The organism is Bradyrhizobium sp. 87, from assembly GCF_023073015.1.
Classification (GTDB): Bacteria; Pseudomonadota; Alphaproteobacteria; order Rhizobiales; family Xanthobacteraceae; genus Bradyrhizobium; species Bradyrhizobium canariense_D.
Genome location: NZ_JADPIQ010000107.1, coordinates 1 through 26,338, shown reverse-complemented (window position 1 = coordinate 26,338; position 26,338 = coordinate 1). Strand labels below are relative to the sequence as shown.

Annotated in this window: 29 protein-coding genes; 15 read left to right on the top strand and 14 right to left on the bottom strand. The window is 61.3% G+C overall.

The features are described 5' to 3' along the window. Window positions 1-42: 42 nt before the first annotated feature. Entirely contained in the window at window positions 43-1,287 is a 1,245-nt protein-coding gene (locus tag IVB50_RS27410; protein WP_247298230.1) for an MFS transporter, read from the top strand. Between the two features lie 114 nt (window positions 1,288-1,401). Here the strand turns inward: IVB50_RS27410 and IVB50_RS27405 are convergent, their stop codons facing one another. Further along, window positions 1,402-2,661 carry an adenylate/guanylate cyclase domain-containing protein gene (locus IVB50_RS27405; protein ID WP_247298228.1) on the bottom strand — a complete coding sequence of 420 codons (1,260 nt, stop codon included), beginning with the start codon at window positions 2,659-2,661 and terminating at the stop codon, window positions 1,402-1,404. 184 nt (window positions 2,662-2,845) lie between these two features. On the opposite strand from IVB50_RS27405, the gene IVB50_RS27400 reads away from it, so the two are divergent. Next, window positions 2,846-4,003 (top strand): MFS transporter, encoded by a 1,158-nt coding sequence (locus tag IVB50_RS27400; RefSeq protein WP_247298227.1) that lies wholly within the window; start codon window positions 2,846-2,848, stop codon window positions 4,001-4,003. A gap of 31 nt (window positions 4,004-4,034) precedes the next feature. Next, complete coding sequence (locus IVB50_RS27395; RefSeq protein ID WP_085353412.1) at window positions 4,035-4,226, top strand: hypothetical protein; 192 nt, start codon at window positions 4,035-4,037, stop codon at window positions 4,224-4,226. On the opposite strand, the gene IVB50_RS27390 is transcribed toward IVB50_RS27395, so the two are convergent. From IVB50_RS27390 to dmeF, 3 genes are all read right to left on the bottom strand, one after another. After that, entirely contained in the window at window positions 4,223-5,101 is an 879-nt protein-coding gene (locus IVB50_RS27390; protein WP_247298226.1) for a DMT family transporter, read from the bottom strand. The genes IVB50_RS27395 and IVB50_RS27390 overlap by 4 nt on opposite strands. 83 nt (window positions 5,102-5,184) lie before the next feature. Continuing rightward, window positions 5,185-6,024, bottom strand: a complete 840-nt coding sequence (locus tag IVB50_RS27385; protein WP_247298225.1) for an N-acyl homoserine lactonase family protein — start codon at window positions 6,022-6,024, stop codon at window positions 5,185-5,187. 86 nt (window positions 6,025-6,110) lie between these two features. Then, window positions 6,111-7,055 (bottom strand): CDF family Co(II)/Ni(II) efflux transporter DmeF, encoded by a 945-nt coding sequence (dmeF, locus tag IVB50_RS27380; protein WP_247298223.1) that lies wholly within the window; start codon window positions 7,053-7,055, stop codon window positions 6,111-6,113. A gap of 193 nt (window positions 7,056-7,248) precedes the next feature. Between dmeF and IVB50_RS27375 the strand changes: the two genes are divergently transcribed. From IVB50_RS27375 to IVB50_RS27365, 3 genes are all read left to right on the top strand, one after another. Beyond that, window positions 7,249-8,067 carry a chromate resistance protein ChrB domain-containing protein gene (locus IVB50_RS27375; protein WP_247298211.1) on the top strand — a complete coding sequence of 273 codons (819 nt, stop codon included), beginning with the start codon at window positions 7,249-7,251 and terminating at the stop codon, window positions 8,065-8,067. Further along, window positions 8,067-9,452, top strand: a complete 1,386-nt coding sequence (gene chrA, locus IVB50_RS27370) for a chromate efflux transporter (RefSeq protein ID WP_247298209.1) — start codon at window positions 8,067-8,069, stop codon at window positions 9,450-9,452. The genes IVB50_RS27375 and chrA overlap by 1 nt, the downstream gene beginning before the upstream one ends. Window positions 9,453-9,730: 278 nt before the next feature. Beyond that, the gene (locus IVB50_RS27365; RefSeq protein WP_247298207.1) at window positions 9,731-10,426 is read left to right on the top strand and encodes a DUF899 family protein; all 696 of its coding nucleotides are present in this window, start codon (window positions 9,731-9,733) and stop codon (window positions 10,424-10,426) included. Between the two features lie 196 nt (window positions 10,427-10,622). Here IVB50_RS27365 and IVB50_RS27360 read toward each other — a convergent pair whose 3' ends face one another. Further along, window positions 10,623-11,012, bottom strand: coding sequence for a nuclear transport factor 2 family protein (locus tag IVB50_RS27360; protein ID WP_247298205.1), 390 nt, complete (start codon window positions 11,010-11,012; stop codon window positions 10,623-10,625). A gap of 832 nt (window positions 11,013-11,844) precedes the next feature. On the opposite strand from IVB50_RS27360, the gene IVB50_RS27355 reads away from it, so the two are divergent. The 3 genes from IVB50_RS27355 to IVB50_RS42310 all read left to right on the top strand — a co-directional run bounded on the left by IVB50_RS27355 (window position 11,845) and on the right by IVB50_RS42310 (window position 15,389). Beyond that, a complete protein-coding gene (locus IVB50_RS27355) occupies window positions 11,845-13,260 on the top strand; it encodes a site-specific integrase (protein WP_247298204.1) in 1,416 nt (471 codons plus the stop codon). 432 nt (window positions 13,261-13,692) lie between these two features. Next, complete coding sequence (locus tag IVB50_RS42315; protein WP_253076221.1) at window positions 13,693-14,718, top strand: AIPR family protein; 1,026 nt, start codon at window positions 13,693-13,695, stop codon at window positions 14,716-14,718. Further along, window positions 14,703-15,389 carry an AIPR family protein gene (locus tag IVB50_RS42310; protein WP_346771310.1) on the top strand — a complete coding sequence of 229 codons (687 nt, stop codon included), beginning with the start codon at window positions 14,703-14,705 and terminating at the stop codon, window positions 15,387-15,389. The genes IVB50_RS42315 and IVB50_RS42310 overlap by 16 nt, the downstream gene beginning before the upstream one ends. 174 nt (window positions 15,390-15,563) lie before the next feature. Here the strand turns inward: IVB50_RS42310 and IVB50_RS27345 are convergent, their stop codons facing one another. Further along, window positions 15,564-15,953, bottom strand: coding sequence for a response regulator (locus IVB50_RS27345; RefSeq protein ID WP_247298201.1), 390 nt, complete (start codon window positions 15,951-15,953; stop codon window positions 15,564-15,566). A 193-nt stretch (window positions 15,954-16,146) separates the two neighbouring features. On the opposite strand from IVB50_RS27345, the gene IVB50_RS27340 reads away from it, so the two are divergent. Further along, window positions 16,147-16,455 carry a hypothetical protein gene (locus IVB50_RS27340; RefSeq protein WP_247298197.1) on the top strand — a complete coding sequence of 103 codons (309 nt, stop codon included), beginning with the start codon at window positions 16,147-16,149 and terminating at the stop codon, window positions 16,453-16,455. 495 nt (window positions 16,456-16,950) lie between these two features. Beyond that, window positions 16,951-17,196 (top strand): hypothetical protein, encoded by a 246-nt coding sequence (locus IVB50_RS27335; RefSeq protein WP_247298195.1) that lies wholly within the window; start codon window positions 16,951-16,953, stop codon window positions 17,194-17,196. Window positions 17,197-17,893: 697 nt separating this feature from the next. Here the strand turns inward: IVB50_RS27335 and IVB50_RS27330 are convergent. After that, window positions 17,894-18,127 (bottom strand): hypothetical protein, encoded by a 234-nt coding sequence (locus tag IVB50_RS27330; protein WP_247298192.1) that lies wholly within the window; start codon window positions 18,125-18,127, stop codon window positions 17,894-17,896. 281 nt (window positions 18,128-18,408) lie between these two features. On the opposite strand from IVB50_RS27330, the gene IVB50_RS27325 reads away from it, so the two are divergent. From IVB50_RS27325 to IVB50_RS27315, 3 genes are all read left to right on the top strand, one after another. After that, window positions 18,409-18,975, top strand: a complete 567-nt coding sequence (locus IVB50_RS27325; protein ID WP_247298189.1) for an RNA ligase family protein — start codon at window positions 18,409-18,411, stop codon at window positions 18,973-18,975. Window positions 18,976-19,060: 85 nt separating this feature from the next. Further along, entirely contained in the window at window positions 19,061-19,420 is a 360-nt protein-coding gene (locus IVB50_RS27320; RefSeq protein WP_247298186.1) for a hypothetical protein, read from the top strand. Window positions 19,421-19,422: 2 nt separating this feature from the next. Beyond that, window positions 19,423-19,635 carry a hypothetical protein gene (locus IVB50_RS27315; RefSeq protein WP_247298184.1) on the top strand — a complete coding sequence of 71 codons (213 nt, stop codon included), beginning with the start codon at window positions 19,423-19,425 and terminating at the stop codon, window positions 19,633-19,635. Window positions 19,636-20,281: 646 nt separating this feature from the next. On the opposite strand, the gene IVB50_RS27310 is transcribed toward IVB50_RS27315, so the two are convergent. After that, a complete protein-coding gene (locus tag IVB50_RS27310; RefSeq protein ID WP_247298181.1) occupies window positions 20,282-21,538 on the bottom strand; it encodes a serine hydrolase in 1,257 nt (418 codons plus the stop codon). Between the two features lie 399 nt (window positions 21,539-21,937). Beyond that, on the bottom strand, window positions 21,938-23,029 hold the full coding sequence (locus IVB50_RS27305; protein ID WP_247298179.1) for an acyltransferase: 1,092 nt from the start codon (window positions 23,027-23,029) through the stop codon (window positions 21,938-21,940). 402 nt (window positions 23,030-23,431) lie between these two features. Between IVB50_RS27305 and IVB50_RS27300 the strand changes: the two genes are divergently transcribed. Then, window positions 23,432-24,010 carry a hypothetical protein gene (locus tag IVB50_RS27300; RefSeq protein ID WP_247298176.1) on the top strand — a complete coding sequence of 193 codons (579 nt, stop codon included), beginning with the start codon at window positions 23,432-23,434 and terminating at the stop codon, window positions 24,008-24,010. 124 nt (window positions 24,011-24,134) lie between these two features. Here IVB50_RS27300 and IVB50_RS27295 read toward each other — a convergent pair whose 3' ends face one another. From IVB50_RS27295 to IVB50_RS27275, 5 genes are all read right to left on the bottom strand, one after another. After that, complete coding sequence (locus IVB50_RS27295; RefSeq protein WP_247298174.1) at window positions 24,135-24,395, bottom strand: hypothetical protein; 261 nt, start codon at window positions 24,393-24,395, stop codon at window positions 24,135-24,137. Continuing rightward, a complete protein-coding gene (locus IVB50_RS27290; RefSeq protein WP_247298172.1) occupies window positions 24,362-24,694 on the bottom strand; it encodes a hypothetical protein in 333 nt (110 codons plus the stop codon). The genes IVB50_RS27295 and IVB50_RS27290 overlap by 34 nt, the downstream gene beginning before the upstream one ends. Beyond that, window positions 24,691-24,957: a hypothetical protein gene (locus tag IVB50_RS27285; protein WP_247298170.1), complete on the bottom strand. Its 267-nt coding sequence runs from the start codon at window positions 24,955-24,957 to the stop codon at window positions 24,691-24,693. Before IVB50_RS27285 ends, IVB50_RS27290 begins: the two co-directional genes overlap by 4 nt. Before the next feature lie 54 nt (window positions 24,958-25,011). Further along, the gene (locus IVB50_RS27280; RefSeq protein ID WP_247298168.1) at window positions 25,012-25,254 is read right to left on the bottom strand and encodes a hypothetical protein; all 243 of its coding nucleotides are present in this window, start codon (window positions 25,252-25,254) and stop codon (window positions 25,012-25,014) included. Between the two features lie 375 nt (window positions 25,255-25,629). Continuing rightward, window positions 25,630-25,971, bottom strand: a complete 342-nt coding sequence (locus tag IVB50_RS27275) for a hypothetical protein (RefSeq protein WP_247298164.1) — start codon at window positions 25,969-25,971, stop codon at window positions 25,630-25,632. Window positions 25,972-26,338: the final 367 nt, after the last annotated feature.

Genomic DNA, 26,338 nt, shown 5'->3' with positions numbered 1-26,338 from the left:
AGGCGGATACTGGCGCCAACCCGACTTTGCAGGAAACGAGCCATGTCAATTCCCCCGCGCCTCCCCGAGACATTCAACCGCCTCGCCTGGTCCAATTTGGCGGCACAGTCGGCCGAACAGATCGCGCTGGCCGCGGCCCCCATCGTCGCGGTGCTGACGCTCGGCGTGGCAGAAGGCCAGACCGGCCTGCTCCAGACCGCGCTGACCCTGCCCTTCGTCCTCTTCGCCATCCCCGCCGGCCTGCTGGCCGACCGCATCTCCCGCCGTTCGCTGATGGCGGGCGCCGAGGCGCTGCGGGCCGCGGCCCTTGCAGTGATCGTGCTGCTGCTCGCGCTCGGCGCGCTCAATCTGCCGCTGCTGGCGCTGCTCGGCTTTGCCGCCGTGTGCGGCACCGTCGTCTACAGCGTGGCCGCGCCGGCGCTGGTGCCCTCGCTGGTGAGTTCGGACCTGCTACCGGCGGCCAATGCGCGGATCGAGCTCGCACGCACCATCGCCTTCGCCAGCGGCCCTGCGCTCGGCGGCGCGCTGGTCGGGTGGTGGGGCGCGAGCCCGGCCTTCGGCTTTGCGGCCGCGCTGTCCGCGATCGCCGTCGTGCTGCTCTCCGGCATCTACGAGCCCGCCCGCACGCCGGCGCCACGGCGGCATCCGTTTCAGGACATCCGCGAAGGCGCGGCCTTCGTGTTTCATCATCCGCTGCTGCGGCCGGTGTTCATCACCCAGTTCATCTTCAACACCGGATGGTTCCTGCAGATCGCGGTGTTCGTGCCCTATGCCGTACGTCACCTCGGCCTAAACGCGGTCGGCGTCGGCACCGTGCTGACGATGTACGGTGTCGGCATGGTGATCGGCGCGCTGTTCGCGACGCGGGTGATGAAGCGCATCGCGTTCGGCACGGTCGTCGGCCTCGGCCCCGTTACCGGCTTCGTCGCGGCGGTGGTGATGGCGCTGACGGTGCTGGTCCCCTCGCCCTGGCTTGCGGCCTTGAGCTTCTTTCTGCTCGGCGTCGGGCCGATCCTGTGGGTGATCTCGACCACGACGCTGCGCCAGTCGGTGACGCCGCCTCGCCTGCTCGGCCGCGTCTCCGCCATCAACATCATGAGCTATGGCGCCCGTCCGGTCGGCTCGGCGCTGGGTGCGATCGTCGGCGGCCTGTGGAGCGCCGAAGCGTGCCTCTATCTCGCCGCCGCCGTGTTCGGCGTGCAGGCGCTGGTCATTTGGCTCTCGCCCGCGGTGGCGCTGGACCGGCAGCCGGACATGGTGGGCGATGAGGCGGTGGCGCGGTGTTAGCTGCACCGTCATTGCGAGCGAAGCGAAGCAATCCAGAATCCGTCCGCGGAGACAGTCTGGATTGCTTCGTCGCAAGAGCTCCTCGCAATGACGGAGTATGTTGAAGCAGCCAGCCTAGTTCGCCAGATACCGTTCGTAGCTGCCTGTCACCGGCTCGCTCGCGTCCACCTCCGGATCAAGCGTGTAGAGATCCTGCGCACGGCCGATGCCACGCAGCGCGTAGCGGCCTGTGGAGACGAGATAGCGGCGGCCGGCGGCGTCGAGGCCCTTGTAGAATTCTGCCGATGCCAGCAGCTCGCGATCGACCGAACGGCTCATCGAGGCGATGCGGCTGACCTCGTTCACGGTCGGACCGACCACGGTGAAGTCGAGCCGGTCCTCGCTGCCAATATTGCCGTAGAAGACCTCGCCGACATGCAGGCCGATATAGGCGGACGTGGTGGGACGGCCCTCCGCGCCCCGCCTCAGGTTCAGCGCAGCGACGTTCTTGCGGAACAGATGCTCGGCGCGCAGCGCCGCGCGCCGGGCATGCGCCATGTCTTCACCGGTGAACATCGCAAGCACGCCGTCGCCGATCAGCTTCAGCACGTCGCCGCCGGCGTCGTGGATCGCGTCGATCACGGCCTGCGCATAGTCGTTGAGGAACGGGATGATCTCGTCGGGGCCGATGCTCTCGCTGATTCCGGTCGAGCCGCGCAGATCCGAATACCACAGCACGGCGTTGATGCGCTCGGTGACGCCGCGCGAGATACGTCCGCTCAAGACCTGCTCTGACGCATCGCGGCCGAGATAGACGCGGCCGAGCGTGCGCGCGATGTCGACCTGCTGCGCCGACTTGATCGCGAGCCCCAGCACCGGCACGAGATCGCGCAGCGCGGCGAGTTCGGCGTCGGCGAAGCCGCTGTCGCATCGCGTTGTCCAGGAGGAGTAGAGGCAGTCCATTTGCCCCAGCGCTCCGGTCTCCCCGAAGCGGTGCACAAAGGCCAGGAAATGGCGATGACCGGTTTCGGCGAGCTCGCCGATTTGCGAAAAATCGAGCGAGGGCGCGTCGGCGAGGTCGATCACCATCTCGTCGTGACCGTGCTCGAGCAAATGATAGAAAACCGACCGGCGCCAATTGTTGGCCGCGTCGCCCTCGGCCGTCGAGCCGTATTCGACGACGTCGCTCTCGTTGGTCGGTGTATCGCTCCAGCGGAAGGCGCGACCCTCGTAGATCGGGTGCAGCGTATCGATGACGACAAGGCCACGCGAGAGTTCCAGCCCCTCGGCGCGGCAGCGCTCGCAGAAGCCGCGCAGCAGTTCGGGTTCGGGCAGGCCGGTGAGCCCCTGGCCGGCCAACCAGTTCATCAGCGCAAGGCGAGAGGTCAATTGCATGCGCCATTATGGCGTGCATTCGTGACGAGCGAAAGGCGGCGCGCGGAGCTTGCGTCGCCAAAGCTCCGCTCACGGCCAAGGCTCCCGCCCGCGGCAGGTCGCATATGTCGCGGACGCTGTTGACGCGCTCCCGCCTCGGGCGGCAAATGCGAATGATGACACCGCCGATCAGAAATACGGGGATATGAGCCAGCGCCAGCTTCCGATCATCCTGGCGCTCGGTACCACGCAGACCCTGGCCTGGGCCTCGAGCTACTATCTGCCGGCGCTGCTCGCCGATCCCATGGCGCGCGATCTCGGTATCTCCTCCAACTGGGTGTTTGGCGCGTTCTCGGCCTCGCTGGTGATTTCGGCGCTGCTCGGGCCGCGCATCGGGCGACAGATCGATCTGGTCGGCGGCCGGCAGGTCCTCTCGGTGTCGAACCTGACGATCGCCGCCGGCCTCGTTCTGCTCGGCCTCTCGCAATCGGTGGCGGTGATGGCAATGGCCTGGCTCGTGCTCGGCATCGGCATGGCGATGGGTCTCTACGACGCCGCCTTCGCCGCGCTCGGGCGCATCTACGGCACCGAGGCGCGCAGGCCGATCACCGGCATCACGCTGATGGCGGGCTTTGCATCGACCGTCGGCTGGCCGCTCACCGCCTGGGGCCTGTCGCATTTTGGCTGGCGCGACACCTGCTTCGCCTGGGCCGCTGCCAATATCCTGATCGGCCTGCCGCTCAATCTCTTCCTGCTGCCGACGATCAAGGGCGCCAAGCAAGCAGCGGCGACAGCGGCGAAGCCGCATCTGCCGCTCGACCGCACCATGGTGCTGCTCGCCTTCATCTTTGCCGCGGTCTGGACCGTCACCGGCGCGATGGCCGCGCATTTCCCGCGCATCCTGGAGGCAACCGGCGCGACGCCGGTCGAGGCGATCGCGGCCGGTGCGCTGATCGGCCCCGCGCAAGTGGCCGCACGGGTTCTGGAGGCAGGCTTCCTCAGCCGCTTTCATCCGCTGTGGTCGACGCGGCTCGCCTGCCTCACTCACCCGATCGGCGCGGTGGTCGTGGCGATCTTCGGCGGCGCCGCGGCCAGTGCGTTTGCGCTATTCCACGGCTCCGGCAACGGCATCCTGACCATCGCGCGCGGCACGCTGCCGCTGTCGATCTTCGGCCCCAAGGATTTCGGCTATCGCCTCGGCATCATCGGCGCGCCGGCACGGATGGCGCAGGCCGTGGCGCCGCTGGCCTTTGGCCTGCTCATCGACGTCATGGGCGCCAAGGTGCTGATCGTCTCCTCCGCGCTCAGCCTCTCGGCGCTGGCCGCGCTGTTCATGATCCGCGCGCAACCGCGGCCGGATTGACCGGGCCGGAGCTTTCGCGCACAAGCGCAGCATGACCGAAGACACGCGCCCACCCCGCACATTCAAAGGCCTCCTGCGCTGGGCGACTACGCCGCCGCAGGCCTGGGGTGTCTATCTCCTCGCCGTCATCCTGGTCTGGCTGATCTCCTTCTACGCCGGCTCGCTGAAACCGAAGAAGGCGCCGGAAGCGAGCCCGCCGCCGGTCACGGCACCGCGCACCTAGACCGGCTTCGTTTCGCCGGTCGCGATCCAGATGCCGGCGAACACGGCGACCAGCCCGATCAGTAGATTTGGCGTGATCGGCTCGCCGATCAGCAGCGCGGCGAGCAAGGTGGCGGCGATCGGATTGACCGTCATCGTATTGGCGACCCGGGTCGGCGTCGCGCGCGCCAGCGCCATGACCCAGAGGATGAAGGCGAGCGCACCGCCGCCGATGCCGAGATAGATGCCGGCAATCCACTGCGCCGTCGTGAACTGCCCCAGCGCTGCAAAGCTGCCCTTCACGATACCCGCAAGCACCAGCACGGCGGCGCCTGCTCCCATGCCGACCGTGAGAAAGCCGAGCGGGCTGGAGCGCTGCATCAGCGGGCGCGACAGCACGTTGTAGAACGCCATGCAGAACACGGCACCGGTCATGATCAGCTCGCCGCGCCAGGCCTCGGGCGGGCTTTGCGCCAGGCCCGCGGCCAGTGCCGCCGCCACGCCGAGCACCGCGATGCCGACGCCGGTGATCTTGCGCGCCGTCAGCCGCTCGACGCCGAGGATGGCGCCGACCACCATGGTGTGGAGCGGCAGCGTCGCCAGCGCGAGACTGGCGCGCGCGGCGGTCGTGTAGGACACCGCGATGTTGTAGAGGATGAAGAACACGCCGAAAAAGCAGATGCCGAGCAGCGCCACGGCCGGCCAGTCGGACCGCTGCGGCCAGCGCACGCCGAGCAGAAGCGCGCACGGCAGCAGGCAGAGAAAGCCGATCCCCCAGCGCAGGATCGCGAGCAGGATCGGATCGGCGCCGCCGACCAGATAGCGGGTGATCGCCGCGGCAGTGCCGCCAAGGCTGCTCGACGCCAGCGCGATCGCAACCCCGGCCCACTCACCCACAATCGTCTCCCGTTGCGGAGCTTGCTGAGGGCGCTAGCACGCCCCTGCTGCCACCGTAGTGGCAACAGGGGCGTCGCGGGAAGCTAGTCGTAAAACTCGGGCGACATCTTCTGGCTGTCGCGCTGGATCTTGTCGTGGTTGATCCAGAGTTGCGCCTTCTCCTTGCCGAGCGTGTCGGCGATCTTCTGCATCGAGGCCGCGCTCTGGTCCTTGTTGGCGTTCATGCTCGGCACACGGCGGTTGTCCCAATTGTCTTTGAAGTGCACCGCATCGCCCGACAGCACGACGGCGCCGGTCTTCGGCAGCTTCACCAGCAGCGATTGGTGTCCCGGCGTATGGCCGGGCGTCGACAGGATGGTCACGCTGCCGTCGCCGAACACGTCCTTGTCGCCCGCAAGCAGTTCGACCGGATGCGACGGCTTGAAGCGCGGCTCGTTGTTGGCGCCGGGCCAGTCATACTCGGCCTTCTGCACATAGAGCATGGCCTGCGGGAACAGCTCGACATTGCCGGTATGGTCGGGATGGGTGTGCGAGACGGCCATCATCTTGACGTCACCGGGCTTGAGGCCGAGCTGTTCGAGCTGCGCGGCAAGCATCTTCGGCCGGCGCCAGGTCACGGCTTTGGGATCGGCGGGCGCAAGGCCATTCGGCATCGCGGCGACTGCGTCGGCGATGCCGGTATCCCACAGAAACCAGCCCTTGGCGTGCTTGACGAGATAGCAGCTGTCGACGAAGTCCATCGTCTTGCCCTCGTTGAGGCCGGGCGTCCAGCGCGAGATGTCGCCGGCGGTGCCCTCCCCGCAATTGAACACGTAGAGCTTCTCGACACCGGTCTTTTCGGACTGCGCGAGCACCGCATGACCGGACAGAACGAGTGCAGCGACAACGACGGCGAGCTTGATCTTTTTGATCTTTGGCATCATTCGTTCCTCCCTTGCAGCCAGGTCGGCTGTCTTGTCGGCTGTGACCGAGGATCAACCCTGGTCCGTTCGCAGAATTCCCTTAAAAACTATCGCCAATGCGGGCAGGTCTCGACCTCGACGGTGACGTGGCTGAGCCCCTTCAGTCCGGCGAGCCGCTTCTTGTAGACCGCCGGCTGCTTCGGCTGGTCCGACACCACCGACACCAGCACGGCACAATGGCCGGGGCCGACCTGCCAGAGATGCAAATCGGTGACGCGGTCGTCGCCGATCTCCATGCGCGCCCGGATCACACGCTCGAGCTTCTCGTCGGCGCGCACGTCAAGCAGCACCGCGCCTGATGTCTTGATCAGGCCGAACGCCCAGCTCGCGATCACGGCGCTGCCGATCAGGCCGACCGCCGGATCGGCCCAGGCCCATCCCGAATACATGGCAACCAGGAGCGCGGCGATCGCCAGCACCGAGGTCGCCGCGTCCGCCATGACGTGGACATAGGCCGCGCGGAGATTGTTGTCGTGGTGGTGGTGATCATGGTCATCGTGATCATCATGCGCATGGCCATGATGGTGATGACCATGGTTGTCGCGGAGCAGCCAGGCACTGGCGAGGTTGACGCACAGGCCGAGGGCGGCGACCACTATCGCCTCGCCATAAACGATCGGCACCGGATTGATCAGCCGCAGCACGCTCTCATAGGCGATCTCGACCGCGATCAGGCCGAGGATGATCGCGCTGGCGAAGGCGGCGAGATCGCCGAATTTGCCGGTGCCGAAGCTGAAATGCGAGCTCCCCAGGTGCCGCCGCGCAAAGCGATACGCGAACGCGGCAATCCCCAGCGCCGCCGCATGCGTGCCCATGTGCCAGCCGTCGGCGAGCAGCGCCATCGAGCCGAACAGCGAGCCGGCGACGATCTCGCCGACCATCATGACCAGCGTCAGGATGACGACGAGCCAGGTGCGCCGCTCGTTCTCGTCGTGCTTCTCGCCCAGGAAGGCGTGGTCATGGGTCCATTGTTCGACGGAATGGGAATGCATCGCAAAGTCTCCGAGAGGTTCGGCCCGTTGACACCAATATAGACCTGCGGGAGGTCCGGGCAAAATCGAGGAACGAGCCGATTGACAGGTCGGGGGCGTTTCGGTGTAATGAAGGTCATGGGGATTTGAGCGATCTCCCCACGAGGCGACATGCCCAAGTATCGCGTCCCGTTTGTTCTTACGAGGGCGCATCATGTCTTCCTACACGACGATATCATCTGACAAGCTGGCACGGTTGATCGGCACGGCGAATGCCCCTGCCCTGATTGACGTGCGCACCGACGAGGATTTTGCCGCCGACCGGCGGTTGATCCCAGGTTCGATCAAGCTCAGCCACGACAATGTTCCGGAATGGGGTGCCGAATTCGCCGGCCGCACCGCCATCGTCTCCTGCCTGCGCGGCGCAAAGCTGGCGCAGGGCACGGCGGCCTGGCTTAGGCAGCTTGGGGTCCAGGCCGAGACGCTGGAAGGCGGATTCGAGGGCTGGAAGGACGCAAAGCTGCCGCTGCTCGATACCCGCAAGCTGCCGCCGCGCGACGCCAAGGGACGCACCGTCTGGGTGACGCGGGCGCGGCCCAAGGTCGACCGCATTGCCTGCCCCTGGCTGATCCGACGCTTCGTCGATCCCAATGCGGTGTTCCTGTTCGTGGCACCGTCCGAAGTGGTCGCCGTCGGCGAACGCTTCAAGGCAGCCCCGTTCGACATCGAGAACGTGTTCTGGAGCCACCGTGGCGAGCTCTGCACCTTCGACGTGATGATCGAGGAGTTCGGGATTGCTGCGCCGGCGCTGCTCCGGCTCGCAACGCTGGTGCGCGGCGCCGACACCGCGCGGCCCGACCTTGCGCCGGAGGCTCCCGGTCTGCTCGCGGCTTCGCTCGGGCTGTCGCGGATGTATGATGACGACCTCGAACAGCTCGAGGCCGGCATGCTGCTCTACGACGCGTTCTACCGCTGGTGCCGTGACGCGACGTCTGAGACCCATAACTGGCCGACCAACAAGGCAAAGGCTTGATGGATACGCGTACGATCGAAACCGGAGCTGATGCCGGTCACGGCGTCAGCTTCAGTGAAGCCTTTCGCGTCTGGCTCCGTGTCGCCTGCCTGAGTTTTGGCGGGCCCGCGGGCCAGATCGCGGTGATGCACCGCATCCTGGTCGAGGAAAAGAAGTGGATCTCGGAAGGCCGCTTCCTCCATGCGCTGAACTACTGCATGCTCTTGCCGGGCCCGGAGGCGCAGCAGCTCGCAACCTATATCGGCTGGCTGATGCATCGCACTGCCGGCGGGCTGATGGCGGGCGGACTGTTCATCCTGCCCGGCATCATCGCCATCATGGGCCTCAGCTACGTCTACGCCGCCTACGGCAATGTCAGCTTCGTCGAGGCGCTGTTCTTCGGCTTGAAAGCCGCCGTGCTTGCCATCGTCGTCGAGGCCGTGGTGCGCGTCGGCAAGCGCGCGCTGAAGAACCGCATCATGATCGCGCTCGCCGCGATGGCCTTCGTCGCGATCTTCTTCTTTGCCGTCCCCTTCCCCATCATCATCATCGCCGCAGGCATCATCGGCTATGCCGGCGCGAGAAGCGGCCGTCCGGAGTTCGCGCCGGCCGGTCATGGTCACGGCGGCAGCAGCGCCTTGATCGACAGCATGCTGGGCGACGCCGTGCCCGATCATGTCCGACCCAACACCGCCCGCACCATTCGCGTCGGCGCGCTGTGGCTTGCGCTCTGGCTGGTGCCGGTGATCGCGCTCGTGCTTGTGCTCGGGCAGGCCAATGTCTTCAGTCACATCGCGCTGTTCTTCTCGAAAATGGCGATGGTCACCTTCGGCGGCGCCTACGCAGTGCTGGCCTATGTCGCCCAGCAGGCGGTCGAGCACTATCACTGGCTCAAGCCGCACGAGATGCTCGACGGCCTCGGCATGGCCGAGACCACGCCGGGTCCGCTGATCATGGTGCTCCAGTTCGTGGGCTTCATGGCCGCCTACCGCGACGCCAGCGGTCTGTCGCCGATGCTTGCGGCCACGCTCGGCGGATTGCTCGCGACCTGGGTCACCTTCACGCCCTGCTTCCTCTGGATCTTTGTCGGTGCTCCCTACATCGAACGGCTGCGCGGCAACACCGGGCTTGCGGGCGCGCTGAGCGCTATCACCGCCGCCGTCGTCGGCGTGATCCTCAACCTCTCGATCTGGTTCGCGCTGCACACGCTGTTCCGCGAGACCGTGCCGGTGCATGCGTTTCCGCTGGACTTCGACATGCCGGTGCTGACCAGCATCGACATCCCCGCGCTGCTGCTGTCGATCGCGGCGGCAACTGCGATCTTCCGGTTCAAGCTGGGGATGTTGACGGTGCTGGCCGGCAGTTGCGCGGCGGGCGTGGCGTTGCGGCTGGCGGGGGTGATCTAGGACACCGACTGATTGGTTCGTCACGTCCGGTTTGCCAATGGAAGGCATCGCTAAGCGGTCAGGGTTGCATGGCGACTATGCTCAGGGGCAAGGACCCAAGGACCGACCTTGATGAGCAGGCGTTTGGCCTAGAGGCCACGCGCGCTCGAAACACCGCAGCGACCCGCAGCAGGATCTTTTGGACCAACCGAGCGCTTTCCAAATAGTTGAGCGAAGGTGTCGGAACGAGGTGCCGCCGGACGTCTTCCCAGATATCGGCCCCAACCAGAGGTCATGCAATGGATAGTTCCATCCTGAAGCCTGCTTCGGAGCTTGCTGGTACGAACAAGGCTCATTTTCCCAACGAAAGCGTCGATTATCGCCGCGCCCGGCAAGACCTCCTGACGAAGGAGATCGAGCTGCGTCGTCAGATCGAGCTTGTCGCTGAACTGCGCCGGGCGCTTCCGCCCGGCGGCGAGGTGAAGAAAAACTACGTGTTTGAAGGCGAGAATGGCAAAGTGAATTTCGTCGATTTGTTCGACGGCAAGCAGACGCTCGCGGTCTACAGCTACATGTTCGGGCCGCAGCGGCAGACGCCCTGCCCGATGTGCACCTCATTCATGAGCACATGGGAGCACAAATTACCCGACATCGAGCAGCGTATCGGGTTCGTCTTCATCGCGCGGTCACCGATCGCCAGGTTGATCGAGGCAAAGAAGGCGCGCGGCTGGACGCGGCACAAGGTCTTCTCTGACATCTCCGGCGATTACACGCGCGACTATGTCAGCGCCGAGGATGCCGACGTGCCCGGCTACAGCGTGTTCACACAGCGCGACGGCACGATCCGACATTTTTGGTCCGGCGAGATGAGCGGCACGATGGCCGACCCCCAACAGGATCCGCGCGGCGCGCCCGACTTCGATCCGCTCTGGACCATCCTCGATACCACGCCAGAAGGCCGCGGCACCGACTGGTACCCAAAGCTCGCTTACTGAGCCTCCTGCCGTCAGTGATAGTGATAATGCGCGCGCGGCTTCGCTAGCATGTTGCAATGCCATCCGCGCGAAAGCGATGCCTGTGATCCTGACGAACCCGGACGAGGTCGAGACGTGGATGACCGCGCATGGGATGAGACCAAGGGCCTACAAATGCCAAAGCTGCGTTGTTGATCGTAGCTCGACCGGCATCCCGCTAAGCGTGACCCTCGCCGTCATTTTCGACGGAGCCGCCTTTCGGCGCTTTGTGAGGCATATCCCATCCAAAGTAGACTTCCACCCGAACGATCTTGTCTCCGCGAGCAGTGGTTACCTCGCAATTACGAAACCTGTGCCCCCCTGCGGCAGCTGCCTCATAGACGATGACTGCTCGGCTTCCATCCTCGGTCGCGATGACTTCATCGAACGAATTGGTCTTCTCGCTGTTGGGCCAGCAACGGCGCAGATAAGTCGCACGATCCAACTCATTGTCGATTGGACTTGAGAAGTGATAGTCGTCCGCAAGAAGCGCTTCGATCGCTGTCCGATCCTTATCGACGTATGCCTTTAACCTGGCACGTGCCAGATCGAGCGTGCTTTTCGTCATGCCGTTTTTCCTTTTAGAGTTCGACCGAACGTAAGGCCGACCGCGACTCTTCAACAAAGAGCTCGGGGTCTCAAGCTGGGCGAAAGCGCCTTCCCTTGCTGGCGTCATGCCACGATAGAAGCGACATCAGATAATTTGAGCCTTAACAACCTTCGGTAAAAATCGTTCCGGGCTCGCGCTGCACGCGCTTGGCCAGAATTCCATGAGGAATTTCGAGGTTTCCGTTGAATGTCCGTCCAGGGGCACAAGCCGTCGATGATGACCGCGCCGGCGGACTTACTCTCTGTCCTCAAAAGCTGCCGTCTCAACTCTTTGGGCGAAGCCGTCGTCCTCGCCTGCCCGTGCCCGTCGGGCAAAACAGCGACGACCACTTCCGCCACATCGCCCGTCAAGCCCACCTCGTAAAACATTCCACTTTACCGAAATTCGGATTTGACGTATAAGCGACATACCCTGGCCCGAGACAAGGGGCGGATCGCGATCGTCACGAACCGCGGGCTGGGCAGCGATGGACGCGACGGCGTCGGGCATAATAGGCATTGCAGGGCGGCTTCGGCTGTGAGCAATGGCTTTCGTGCCTACGACACGATGCCGAAAGCGTCTTGGCATGGCTTCGGGTGTGAGCACACGCCAGCACCCGAAGTCCCAGCGAGGACGTGCGCGGACGAACAAGTCGTGTGGTCTATATTTTGGCATTCGGTGAAACACGCCGAAACTATGAAAACCCTATGAAAACAAGCCTTTTTGGTTAGGTTTGTTGCGGGGCGTTTCTGCGGGGTTCGTCAAATCTAGGGCCTGGCCCTAAGTCCCAAAAGCAGGAAAGCCAAAGCACATGACCAGCACCGACATCATCGAACCAACTGGGGAAAAATCCCCAGTTGCCAAGCGCCCCCGCCGCACCAGCACCATTCTCACCGACCGCCTCTGCCAGAAGCGCGTCAACGAGCGCACCAAGGTCTATGACCGCAAGTGCCGGGGACTCTATGTCAGCATCATTCCGGCTGGCGTGGCGACCTTCAATCTCAAGTTCACCGATCCCGCGACGGGCAAGCAGCGCTCGACGGTGCTGGGTGTCTACAATCCCGAGACCTTCGGAGTCGAGGATGCCCGCAGCAAGGTCTACGCGCTGAAGGCCCTCGATCCGGCGGCACTGGTCGAGCAACTGCGTCAGACCAAGACCGCAAAGGGCAAGCACGGCAGAACGGTGGCGGAGATCGTTGAGGCTCGCATCGACTGGATGCAGCAATTGGAACAGAAGGCTGACGGCGAAAAACGCCCCCGCATAGAGAGCTGGGAGAACGTCGCCAGCCACCTGCGGCGGTTCGTCAATCCGTCGCTGGGCAACAAGATCGCCAGCGACGTGACGCGGCAAGATATCGCAGAGCTGTCGAACGACATCCTCGACGGCAAGTATGGCAGGCCTTCGATCAGCAATGCCCGGCACACGCGCCGCGCCGTATCCGGCCTGTACCGCTGGGCGTCGGAGGCAGGCCGCGACTACGTCCCCGAAACATGCCGCCCCTGCTTCAACCTGCCCAAGCTGCCAACGGAGCACGCCCGCAAGCGGGTTTTGAGCGAGGGCGAGATCAGAACGCTTTGGCATGGCCTAGATCGCGACAACCTGCCGTGGGATCGCCGCACCCGGCTGGCGATCAAGTTCGAGCTGGTCACCATGCTCCGCTCGGCCGAATTGGTCGCCGCCAATCGTGACGAGCTGATTGATCTCGACGGCGACGCGCCGTTGTTGCGCATCCCGGCTAAGCGGGTCAAGAAGCGTCGGGTCATTGAACAACCGCTCTCGTCGCTTGCGGTGGAGATCGTCAAGGAGGCGCTCGCAAGGACCGATCAGCAGTTCGTCTTTGAGAGCCCGGTTTATCCCGGGCAGCCGATCCATCGCACCGTGATGGCGACGGCGCTGCGCGGCACCAAGCACGAGAAGTGCAAGGGCAAGACCAAGACGCCCGGCCTGTGCGAGTTGCTGGGCCTGAAGCCGTTCTCGCCGCATGATCTGCGCCGCACCGCTGCGACGCTGGCTGGCGAACTCGGCTTCTCAGAGGCGGCTATTGCCAAGTGCCTCGACCATGCTGTGACCAAGGACGATGGCGAGAGGGTGCAGCGGGTGACCGGCGTCTATGTCCGCTCGAAGCGCATGAACCAGAAACGCGCGGTGCTGGACGGCATCGCAGCCGAGCTGCGGCGGATCGTCGGCGCCGCGTCTGTCGTGGCGGAGTTGGGGGCCGCAGCCTAATTCACTGCCCAACCGTTTGCGCCAAGGATAACAGAAGCCGCCCATGCGCGGCTTCTGAATAGGTGACGGCCCCGCCTTCCTTGACCCTTGATGAAGCTACCGCGTCCCGGCAGACGGAGGGAGAAAGGCTTGATGTGGACTTTGGTGCTTAGGAAAGGAAGAAATTTGGAAGTAACGCGCCCCAGTTGGCAGTGCTTGACCAGCGCCCTACATGCTTTGCCATGACCGAAATAGATGCAAACAGGTTCCGAAAAGAGGCGGAGGAATGCCGTTAGCAAGCCGTTGGGCAAGGGCTTACCGCCTGATTCGAATGATCGGCCTGTGAATAACCGGGACAAGCGTCCCGATCCTCCCGTTACTACCTTGCATTGTGCCATCGTGAAGGCTCCCGAATCGGCTTCAAGAAAGCCAGCCGTTGGGAGGGGGCACGTCATGGATATGATCACTGAAGGTCTGTTGGCCGAGTTTTCCAAGGAATTCCAGATCGAAGCATTGCAGGAGGATAAGCGATTTGAGCACCTTTGTGGATTCATCGTCGTAAAGCGTCATTACTCGGAGACCTTCGACCCAAAAGAGATTGTCGTAGGCGCAGGTGGGGACCTAGGCATTGACGCTATCGGAATCGTCGTGAATGGCATTCTCGTTACAGACAGAGATCAGCTTGAGGATATGCTCGGCGACAATCCTGACTACTTGGACGTCGTGTTCATCTTCGTTCAAGCGGACCGAGGGTCTAACTTCGAGGCCGCCAAGCTGGGAAGCTTTGGTTACGGGGTAGGCGAGTTTTTTGATCCCAGCACTAAAGAACCTCGTAATGCACGCATCATGGATTTTGTTGAGATCATGCGCGCAATCTATGCACGGAGCAGCAAGTTCAAGCGGGGCAATCCCGCATGCCTGCTCTATTACGTGACCACCGGAAAGGTGGTTGGCGATGCGTCTCTCGCGGCTAGGTCCGCGAAGGTAATGCAAGAGCTTGTTTCGTTGGAGTATTTTAGTGAGGTGGACGTGAACCTCATTGGGGCGGCGGACATCTTAAAACTTTATACTTTCTCGAAGAATTCCATCTCGCGAGAGTTTGCATTCTCTAGCCGACAGGACATCCCCGAGATTCCAGGAGTGAAGGAAGCGTTTGTCGGCTTCATACCCGCGCTGCACTATCTCCCGATTGTCTGCGACAATGACGAAGTCGTGCGAAGCGTATTCTACGACAATGTTCGCGACTGGCAGGGATATAACGACGTAAATGACGAAATTCGCGCGACCCTTAAGTCGGATCGCCGAAAACGCTTCGTGCTGATGAACAATGGCATAACGATCATTGCTAGGAATATGACGCACACTGGGAGCAAGTTCGTCATTGAAGACTTTCAAATTGTGAACGGCTGTCAGACGAGCCACGTTCTTTTCGAAAATAGGAGCATCTCGATGAAACCGTCCTCGTGCCACTGCGTCTGATCTGGACGCAGGACGAGGAAGTGATTGAGGATATTATTCACGCAACAAACAAACAGACTGAAGTCACCAGCGAGCAGTTCTTTGCTATCACCACATTCGCCCGACATCTTGAAGCATTCTTCAAGAATTTTCCGGAAGGAAAGAGACTGTACTATGAGCGACGTTCTCGCCAATACGATGGTCTGCCGATAGAGAAAACCCGCGTCGTGCTTCAAACGAATGCTGTTCGGGCTTTTTCTGCGATGTTTCTTGCCGAACCTCACAGCACGGTTCGCCGCTATAAGAGTCTTTCAGAGCGTGTAGGCAAGGATATTTTCATTCATGAGCACAAGCTCTATCCCTATTACACCTCAGCTTACGCGCTGTACCTACTGGAGTTTCTTTTCCGCAATCAGAAGGTTGACAGCAAATACAAGGTTGCAAGATTCCAAATTCTCTTGGCGGTTCGACTGCTGGGCAACAGCAGTCCAATTCCGAAATGGAACGCGAATGCCATGGACAAGTACTGCGAAGCTATTTGCGAGAGCCTCTGGGACGCCTCAAAAGCTGACGCGCTGTTCGACAAGGCCCTTAAAGCAATCGATGCGGTGGCTGGAGCGAGTCTGGATCGCGACAAACTTCACGAAGCGAAATTCACCGAAGAGCTGATGCTTTATTGCGCTACATTGTGATTCCTACACTAGCGTGCTTTTTCTCGGCTCAAGGAGGCATCGGCTAGGGTCGGATGCCGGTGACAGCGCCACCACAAGCCGGGCCGCCATCCTCGCGCTCAACCGAGTGGTAAGCAGCGGTCCCTTGGTAGAAGCCGCCAATCCATTGGCTGAATGGCTGCAACTGAAACGGGCCTATGTTTTTGTCGAGGCAACGTTCAGAAGCTGAGCGACAGCGGTGACGACCTGAACTGGTGCGAACGGTTTGGTGAGAAGGATGCTGCCCGGCACGCCGTGAGAAGGCCACTCGTCGCCCGAGACACCCGTCATGTAGATCACCGGCATGTCGGGCTTGATCTCGCTCACGCGCTTGGCGACCTTCCAACCGCTCAATCGACCCGCCAGATTGACATCTGTCAGCAGAGCGCGAAACTTCTCTTTGTCGGCGCTGAGTATCATCAGCGCCTCTTCGCCTGATGACAAGGATACGGCGCCAAAGCCGGCCTCGTTGAGTGCGTCCTCGATGAACCCCTGAATGGCGTGCTCGTCTTCGACGACGAGAACGACCGGCAGCAACTCTTTCACACCGAAGTTCCCCTGAACCCTTAGCTTAAGTTACAAAGTGCACACTTGTTCCGGAAGATATTACCGCTGAGCAGCAGCTTGGGCCTGTCGGGGCTTATCCGCTTGATATACCTCCAAATTCCCGAATGCGCCCCTACACAGGGTGGCCGGAACACGGTAAGGTTCCTCTTCGCTCCAACGGGAGTTGCTGTGTATGCCTCGCTCCCCCTCCATCGTGCCGCATGTCGATCACGACACCTATCTTGTGCTGAACGATTTTGGCAGCTTCGGGCGCGCCTGGTGCGAGGCTGACGAAAAAGACAGTGACCGCGCATCACTTCTCCGCCGCCTTTTGGAAGACCAATTTAGTCATCCCGTGCGGATCGTCGCGTTCAATACCGCCGAGGGCTGGTCGCGCGACGTGACGGTAGATATTGCCGACGAGCTGCGTCGCCGTTTTGTCGAGTACGATGACGTGCCAAGTTCTGTGCAGGAGTTTGTGGAGACCGCAGTCCGGCGGTGACCACGCCACAAGGTTCGAGAGCAAGCGGGCGAGCGCTTCCGCGATGCAATGCCGGCCTACGCGCCAAACGCGCGGCTGATCTCGCGCACAAGCCTGAGCGCCGCGTCACTATGTCGGCGCGAGCCGCCGCTAGACCGCGAGAAACGTAACTTGTCTGCGCACGGGAAAGGAGCGGAGCCGATCCGCTCGCTCATTGGTGAGGCCCTGAGGACATGCCGCCCTAAGCCTCATACCCTCAGCAGCCTGCCGGGTTTCATTTTTGGAACAAACGGGCGGTCTGCATGTTTCCGAGCATTGTTGCTCGGGAAGCTGCAAAGATGCTTACGATGATGGCAACGCTCGCCGCGCCTGTCGTGGTGCTGACGATATTGATAATCCTCGCCTGTGAGATCAGGGACGCCTGGCATAGAAACCGCATCGAATAGTAAGACCGCCTCAGTGGGCCGGGACCGCTACAACCCGTTACCCAGGAAGGACCATATCAGGGGATTGGCCATGGGCATCGAGTGCATGCACTCGGCGAAATACTGGCGGACTCGCGCGGAGGAGCTTCGCGCCAAGGCAGACAACTGCGAGTATCCCGAAACGCGAGATGCGCTTCGCAGTGTTGCCAAGAACTACGACGACCTCGCGCGAAGCGCTGAGCAAATCGGACGCACGGCTGAAGCTCGCCTAGTGGCTGAGGAATATGCGAACGATCAACGCGAGCTACAGCGGAAGCTCCGCCACGAGATCAATTAAGGCCGCCTCACTTGGCCTCTGTCTACACCCCGCTGTTTAGCCTCATCCTCATCCGCACAATTCAGTTTAGGCACGCCGATGATATGCCCCTCATCGTTGAGGATGTAAGCGCGGTAGTCCCTGACTTCGTTCCATAAACGGAACGATTATGCCCGGCGACGGGCCGCCGAAGTCAAATCAGGCGATTGTGATTTGCGACGGAGCAGCTAGGGCGAGCGGTCAGTTGGCGGCCACCGACTACTCTTTACTCTCGGTCCAGGTCTGCTCACCGCACTGGCACTTGAACATGCGAACGATCCCACCGGTCTGGGTGTTGAGCATCTTCGCCGCAAAGATCGGCTGGCGGCCACACTGATTGCACGGCTTCACTGGATTTGGCTGATAGCTGGAAAAGACTTCGTTCTTAAAATCGCGGTCCACAGTGCTGCCCTCGCGGAGGACTCACTAAGTGCCAGAGTGTACACAAGTTCCAAATAGCCTAACTTATAGGCGCCCCCCGAAAAGAGAGCAGCATCAGGCCGCCAACTGAGGCGGCCGTACTTCTAGGTGTTCCGCTTATAAATACACGCGCGAGGAACGAACGAAGATTTATTAAAATCACAATCTGTTCTCGCCCGGAGAACAGCGGGGCCGTCAGCGTGAACCGGCACGCAAAGAGGCCGCCAGCGAGGCGGCCTCTCGTTGCGCGCAGAAGCTCCTAGAATTGGCTACATACGCCCGCCGCGACACGTTTCTCTGTAGCGGCGACAATTACCCTCACCTTGCTCGCCCAACCGATCCTTGTTGAGACAGGCGGATCGTAGCTCGCCGCAAACATCTTGCCGAACGGGCCGTTGGCAGGTCTCGCGATAGCGGCGACAATTTCCTTCGCCTTGCTCTCCCAGCCTATCCTTGTTTTCGCAGGCAAGGCGCAATTGTTCACATTGTCCACCGCCTCTCGCCCGGCGGCCGTCATCCACCCGGACCCCGCCAGGTCCGATTTCGATAGATTGTGAAAAAGCTGAAACTGGGAACACTGAAAGAGCCGCAACGGCAGCCACTGCGAGTGCTAGTTTGCGCATGTCTTACAACTCCTTGGCGATCAACCCCTTGGGACTCTCAGATGACCGAATGGTAGCTGAATGGGAATGCCCTTGATTGCCGGTTGTTCCCTACTCCCAAAACGCCCGCAAAGCCCTATCTGTGGCAAATGCGTAAGCGTACGAGCTTTGCTTGGCGAGTACCGGCAAGCAGGTCCCGTCAGGACCGGACTGGATTCACGAAATCAAACACGACGGCTACCGGATGCTGGTCATTCCGGAGAACGAGCGCGTGCGGCTGTTCTCTCGTAACGGCACCGACTGGACCAGGCGCTATCCATGGATCGTCGAGGCGGCGCTTAAGAGCCGGCAGAAGCATTTCGTCATCGATGGCGAGGCCGTGGTGCTCGGCGTCGATGGCGTCTCCGACTTCAACGCGCTGCACAGTCGCAAGCACGAGCACAAGGTGCAGCTCTACGCTTTCGATGTTCTCGCCATCGGAGGGGATGATCTCCGGCAGCTCCCGCTACACCTGCGCAAGACCAACCTGGCGCGGCTGCTGGCCCGCCGGCCAGACGGGATCACCGCCGCGCCGTTCGAGCGCGGCGAGATCGGGCCGGAGCTGTTCCTGGCGGCGTGTCGCATGGGCCTTGAAGGTCTCGTGTCGAAGCATCGCGATCGGCCATATCGCGGGGGCCGACAGAAGCACTGGCTCAAGGTGAAGAACCGCAGCCATCCCGCGATCGGACGGGAGCTTTGAAGGAACTGGTCGACCGATGGCGTGGGCCGAGCCCACGGGAACGATGAGCCAGCAGCGCAATTGCTCCCTGAGTAGGAGTTGCGTCATGCGTCATGCGCCGTCGATCGTGCCGCTGGATCGGCTCGACCGGGATGTTTACCTGGTGCTGGAGGACTTCGGCGCGCGCGCTGGCTGCTCCTGGCGCGAGACCGACGAGCAGGACACCGATCGCGAGACCGTGCTCCGCGACCTCATCTCCGGCCAGTATGCCTATCCGGTCCGAATCGTGGTTTTCAATGCCATTGAAGGTTGGTCCCGCGACGCGACCGGCGAAGTCGCAGATGAGCTTGGTGAGCGCGCCGCCGGCAACACCGAGATCACGCCGGCCTTGCGGGCCTTCATCGAAGCGAATGCTACCCGGCCCTTTGCGGTCCAACTGGCGCTTCCACTACGTGGAGTTGCTTGAGCATGGCGTGCCTCACCCCCCCCGAGAAGATCGAGCAGAGCTATGACGACGCCATGCAGGCGCTGGCCGACTACCTCACGCGCGACTGCGATGCCGAGGCCACCATAGACCGGCTGCTCCGCATCCTCGATCGCGACAGCCTCCGAGATGCCATGACCGAGGTTTTGGTCAATGAACGGGTGCATCCAAGGCCGATAGCGGAGGTGCCGGAATAGGCGGAGCGGCCACGCGGCTTACCGGCTGAAGCGGAACAAATAGCACACCTATGGTTCCGGTGGATCTGACCTAGGCTGGTGCGAGAGCCGTTGTGCCTCCTCGTTCTGGACCTGCTCAAGCAAATCGAGGGTGGCGGCAAGGCCAGCGTAGGTTCGGGACACGTTTAAAAGCAGGTTGGCGACCCGCTTTGTCGTACCTTCAATGTTGGCGAGTGCTCGATATTCAGCCACGAGTTTGCGGCACTCTTCAGAGCTTTGCCGTGCTGCCCTGATCATCCGCACCCGCCCACATGTCCCAAGCGCATGCTTACCGATTTGGATTTCTCAGTGCACGTCAAATCCGACGAAAGAACTACATACGAAGGTTTAGACGCTGCGATTGCAGCCGACCGAACAAGGGCGCGGGTGTCCGCATGGGCGAAGAGCTGAAATCCGAAGTGAATGAGCACCGCAAGCGACTGCTGCGGGGTCAAAAGCGTCAGTCTAGCACTCCGCTGCAAACTTCCGGTCTACCCCTCAGAACCGACATGTCGCGGCACGCCTGAACGGGAGCGCAGGGCCAGAAGCAGACCTTGCAGCTCATTCGGCTTTTCTATTCCGACGTCGAGGGCGGAGGACCTCTCTTCCCCTGGGAGAAAAGGTGGCGTCACCCGAACTGCGCGACCACGGCCGACCACAGACGCCAGATTTCGGGGGACTTTTCATCGACGGCGGTCTGCACCATGACCAGCTTCGAGGGCGGATCAACGAGGATACGCTGCCCGAGGTGCCCCAAGAGCGCGAATTGCCGTCTGCTGCCGGGAAACAGGTAGACCTGATAGCCGTACCCGAACCCTCCCTCGGCTTTTGCCAGATACGTCTCGGAGGCAAGCACCGTGGTCGCATCAATCATCCACTGTGCAGGTATTATCTGTTTGCCTTCCCACGCTCCGTCGTGGGCCAGCAGACGGGCGAGCCGCGCGTAATCGCGCAGTACCGCATTGAAGAACCCGTGCGCTACCTCACGGCCTTCCGCATCAATCAGCCATTTGGCATCCGCTTCCGAGCCGATCGGCTGCCAAACTTTTTCCTGGAGATAGCCGCACATTGATTGACCGGTCGCGTAATGCAGCACGAGACCAAGCACGTCCGTCTCGATACTGGCGTAATGGAATCGCGTCCCCGGCGGCGCGATCCGTTGGTTGAATTGCGCGATGCTGGCAACGGTGCCTTTTTGGGAAAACCAGTATTTGCGCACCATGTCGCCCCACAGGCGATCGAGGTCGTCTCCGCTGCCTTTCGCTTCATCGTTCTCTTCACCGAACTTCACGCCAGACGACATGTGCAGCAGCGCGCGGATCGGCGTTGCACCGTATTCCGTGCCTTTCAAGCCGGGAACATAGGTCTCCGCAGCATCGTCGATCGAGTTGATCGCGCCTTCTGCGGTCGCGATCCCTATCAGCATGCCAGTGATAGATTTTGCCATCGACTGCGATATCAGCCGGTCTCGATCGGTGCGGCCGTACTGATAGCACTCAACCAGAATCCGGTCGTCCTTAGCGATCAACAGGCCCGTCACCGGATTGCGCGACAGATAATCCGCAAGCGAAGCGCGGTTTCCCTTGTAGTGGTAGCTGACATCCGCCGGCGTTCGCTTGAATGGCCAGGATGTGGCCGCGCGATCGACGTGGCGTGTCGGGAATATCTCATCGTAATGACTGAATGCGCCGACGCGGTATTTTGGCGAGGCCGGATTGCCGGGCTGGAAGATCCTCCATCGGTCCTTGATCGGGTAGTTCTCGGCCGCGCCGTAAAGTTCGGCGTCCGGGCCATCGGCGAAAAAGGACGGACCACCACCGATTTCAGCAGCCCAACTCCATTTCGCCGACGCCGCAACGCAGGTTGCCGCAAGTCCGGTCAGCACAGAGCGTCGCGAGAGTACTTTCCCGGCGCTGGTATCGGAGCTACCGCTGCGCCGCTTGCAAGAGTGATAAAATCGCGGTTCGCAAACCTGGCCCATCCGACCTCGAAATCGCTGGAGAGGGCCAACTGCTCCTCACCACGAATGCTACGGTGAGTAACATTGAGCCAAGCAGCGTGCTGTGTCAATGGCCTACAGCTTTTGAGCGAGGTCAGCTTTGGGTCACGGCTGCCTTCCCAAATTCCGAGAGGCATGACGGCAGTAACCCCCAATGCGGACGTTAGCGGCCGCGCTGTGGACGGCAGCGATGGGCCACAGGCAGACTTCGCCGCCACGGTCTCAGCGTGCTCGACGTCAGGAGTTCCTGCGCAATAGCCTTAAGCCGAACAGAGAATAGGAGAGCTACGTTGCTGCCGGAGCGAGTGCCGGCTGTGACGCTCGACCGTCGCTTTCTGCGCTTGCGTTGTGATCAGCCCCGAGATTGCGGCGATATCGGTTGAGCGGTCGCTCAATGCTCAGGTAACTGCCCGCAGCCGCGATGACTGAAAAGCCCAGTACGATTGGAGCGGTCAGGTACCAGGGCATCAACTCTCTAAGATAAAAAGCTGCGGGATAGTGCCAGAGATACATCCCGTAAGAGATGACACCGATGCCGACCAAGGGCGGCGCTGACAAGATCGAGTTGACCCAGGAGCTTTGTGTTGAGGCTGAGATAACCAAACAGAGACCGGCCACATGAGCCAGAGGCGTCATCACGACAAGGGACCAGGGGGCGCCCCAGTAGCCGATAGAGAGACAGACAACGAGCGCCGTCCACCCGCCGACGCCCGCTGCATCGGCCGCGCTCTTCGAGATTGGCGCTTTGTTTTGCAGGAACATCGACAGCATGGAGCCGCACACCAGCCCACTGAAGCGCGTATCAAAACGATAATAGGTAGCGTCCCATCCCATACTTTCATACTCGAAGATGCGCCACGCGCTGCCAAGCAGGTAGAGCGCCAAGAGACCGTACAGACTCCAACGGAGATCGATGCGAGCTAACACCAGGATTGCCAGCGGCCAGATAAGGTAGAAGTGCTCTTCAACTGAAAGCGACCACATGTGAACGAGCACGTTCGGACTACGCCAAAAGGCCTGCGAATAGTCGGCCAGATAGAATGCTGCTAGTCCCGCGTCCCGGATGTGTGAGATGACCTCATATTGCGGCCAAAGCCATGGGGCGACCAGAACATATGCGCTCAAGCATACTAGGAGAGCCGGCGCGAGGCGAAGGAATCTGCGCAGATAAAAACGTCGCAGCGCGATTCGTCCGGTTGCGTCTAATTCGTCAACAAGGAGTCGGGTAATCAGGAAGCCGCTAAGGATAAAGAATATATCGACGCCAAAATAGCCTTGGCGGAACAGGGGAACGCGGCAGTGCCCCAGAATGACAAGGCCAATCGCCAGGGCCCGCAGTCCATCTAGTGCGGGATTGTATTTATTTGGGAGTGCCAACCGAGCCTCCAGGAAAATCGCGGCGCCGCCGCATTGGGTTGTTATTGTTGAAGTGCCACGTTCAAGGAGGTTTCTTCGCGCCTTGAAGGAATTGCATTCCGACGCAAGTTAAGGTTGAATAGATTGCAAATTTCCTAACGTTACAACCTAAACTAGCACCTCTACGACTTTCGTCGGAAGAGAGCGTTGGAACAAAGCCGATCCGTCGGTCCGCGTCGATTTGCCCGCGCCTTACCGATGGCCGGTTTGGCCTCGGACTGCCGAGGCCCCGACACGACGGCTACCTTCGCCTTCGGGCCACAAGCGGACGAACGTCGCTTCCAATTGCTAGTCGCAGAGTGATGTTTCCTTAATGTCGTATGAGTGACACTCCGCGCGGGCCATAGAGGCATTGCTTAAACGATGCGACTAGCACTACCAAGCCGCGCTGATGAGCGCACCAAACGCCGCAGCAAAATTCCGGAATGGATTGCTGCTGCATCATCCGGCGACGTTGACGCTCAGTTGGCTCTCGCTTGGGAGTATGCCCGAGGCGACGCCGTTGACCCGGATTTCGTGACGGCATGGAATTGGTTTGATCGTGCCGCTTCGTCCGGTCAAGAGAACGGTGTTTTGCATCGAGCCCGCTTCCTTCAGCTTCGCGGCGTACCAGAAGGGCTACGTGAACTTCGTAAGCTCGCTCTTAAGGGCAACTGGAATGCGCAATTTTGGCTTGGAACGCACTATCAATCACAACATGGGCGCTTGAGCCAGTTGAGAGCTGCTGTGTGGTACGGTCGATCATTTAAAAGCGGGAACCTCGGCGGCAAGCTCGCCAAGCTAGCGCAACTGAGAAGAATTGCGCATCAACCCTTCAGAACGTTGTTTGCCGCTAAGGTCATTTTTGAAGCTGTTTCGACCTTCCTACAGATGTTCCGACAAGATCAGCAAATCGAAACCCATGAAGTGTTGATGTATCGCTTAAAAAGCAGAACCCGGTGAAAGCAGCTAGTCAAGCTGTTGAAGTCAGACTCGGAAGTCGAACTACGCAATCGCGACTTCCGCTTTTCCCACAACAGCAGACTAACGGCGCTTACGAACTCCTGGATGCGCTAAGCGCGGCCAGTTAATGCAGCGTCGCGGACGGCCGCTCGATCATCGCCTCGACAAATTGCCGCAAGGCATCCATGGCTTTGGTCCGCCACGCCTCAAGCTCGCCGGCGTATTTCGACAAAGCCGCACGAAACTCTTCCCCGTCAATGTCTTCACCGCGAGCAAGCAGACGCCGCGCATAGGCGGTGAGCGCAAGATCGCGATGGCGACACAACTCGGCGTTCGCTTGATCCAATACTTTCATTTCGAGCCACGCTTCACTGCCAGTTTCCAAAAGCCGCCTTCCCCCGGCCGAATGCCTGTGCTTTGCACGTCGGCATGCCAGACCGAGCCGGAATGTGTGACGAAGGATCCCGGCTGATACGTCCGCGATGCATCCCAAATGCCCAGGTACCGCAGTGTCGGGCGCGACTCGAGTTCCTTGACCCGCTTTTTCAGCGGCGTGATTGCTGCCAGCACGAAATCGCCGATCACTGGGGCCAGCGATTTGACGAGGCCTTCGATCTCGGCTCGCCGCTGGGGCGAAACCTGTGCTTCGATCGCACGGCGCTCTTCGAGAGTTGGAACGTTCATGGCATGTGCTTCGTGTTCGCCGGCTTGCCATGCCGCCTTTCGTAGGCAAGCTGCAACCGCGACTGTTCTCGAACCAGTATGCGCGCAGCCGAAACGTTCTCGGGGTCGCGATGCCACAGCAGTTCGCGGATGCGCTTTTCCAGCCGAGCAATAGGAATCAGATCGTCGACTTCGGGCGAAAGCCGAACCACCCGGCACTTTGCCTTTATTGCGGCGATCCGCCGCCCATACTCCAGCTCGCTCGCAGTCAACCGGACGACCATTTGTCCTGCCCTCAACGTGTTTGATCTCAACGTTCTCAATAGCAGATCGCGATCTCAACCCTCGTTACGCCGTAACGCTGCGAGTTTCCGCAGCGCCAGCTTCAAAGCTTTTGAGAGTTCTTTCCGATCCGCCTCGTTCCATTCCTGCAGCACGCCCTGGCTGCGAAGCCAATCCACGTCGTTCCAGTCGAGATCGATCGCAACTCGCGTAGCGCCGCTCGCCCGGCGCGCGCGGTGTTCCCGCATGCGCTGGGCGGCGGCCGTCGGTGCAAGGTGCGCCTTCGGCTTGATTTTCACGGTGGACCTCCCGGGCTAAATGCCGTCAAAATGGCAACCCCCTCCTAGGAATCTAATCTCACTGCGTAAGGACGAGCCGGTGCGGTTCTGGGGCCTTGCTGGGCCATGTTTGAACATACCCCCCCGACCAGCTTTCGATCCGCTGCGCCCCGCGCGAGGCCGTACAGATCACGCAGCCGTTCAAATTCGCAGCCCGCGATACGGTTGCTTGGCGTCGAGCGTGGGCTGCACCTTGATCAGCTCGCGTTTCGCGTCCAGCTCCTTGTGCGTCTTTTCGAGTTCATCGGCGATGGCCCCCTTGTAGGAAGAACCTTTTAGTCTCTGTCCCGCCGGTCGGTCGGACCGGCGGGCGCCGCTACGTGCTGCCTTCGACTGCTAGGCGTTGGGCTTGGCTGCAAGGATCGCCGTTAACGTTTTGATTGCAAGCTCCAGCTCGTTCGTCCGATCACCGAAGTCCTCACCCGCGAGCTTCAGGTACTCCCAGTAGGCCGAGACCGTGTCCAGTTCACTTTCCTCGGCGAACTCCGTGTCATAAGCAAGAAACCCAATCCCACAGATTTCCGGAAGCACGTTCTTGATCTCTCGGAGCTTCGGCCAAGCTTTGATGGCAGCACGCATCGACCCAGCAGACGAGCGCGCGCGCTTCTGGCCCGCAAGGATCGTCTCCGGCTGCTCGGTGATGCCGGTGGCGCAGTGGTCGCTTTGGATTTCAGTCATTGTTTGACTCCGTTTCATGTTCACGCGTTGACTTGTTTCTCGGACCTAACGTCCGCCGCAGATAAGGTCAGTGCTCCATGTCCGAACCTCCTTGTTCCTGTTGGTCCACGCTCAAAGCAGCGTAACCGTAGAATTCCCCGGCTTGCTGCCATGTGGTCGGCCAATGCGGCCGGGCCGCGCCGTGGCGACCAACGAATTGCCCTCGACCCCCACGGTCCTCCGGACAGACGGACACCCCTATAGGGGTGTGTCCGTGTCCGTCCGGAAGCGGACAAGCAGACAAGACCGGACATTGTCCGTTTTTGTCCGCTGTCCGCGCTCTGCTCAGCCATCATCGCGCACCAGCCAGACCAATCCATCGAGGCAG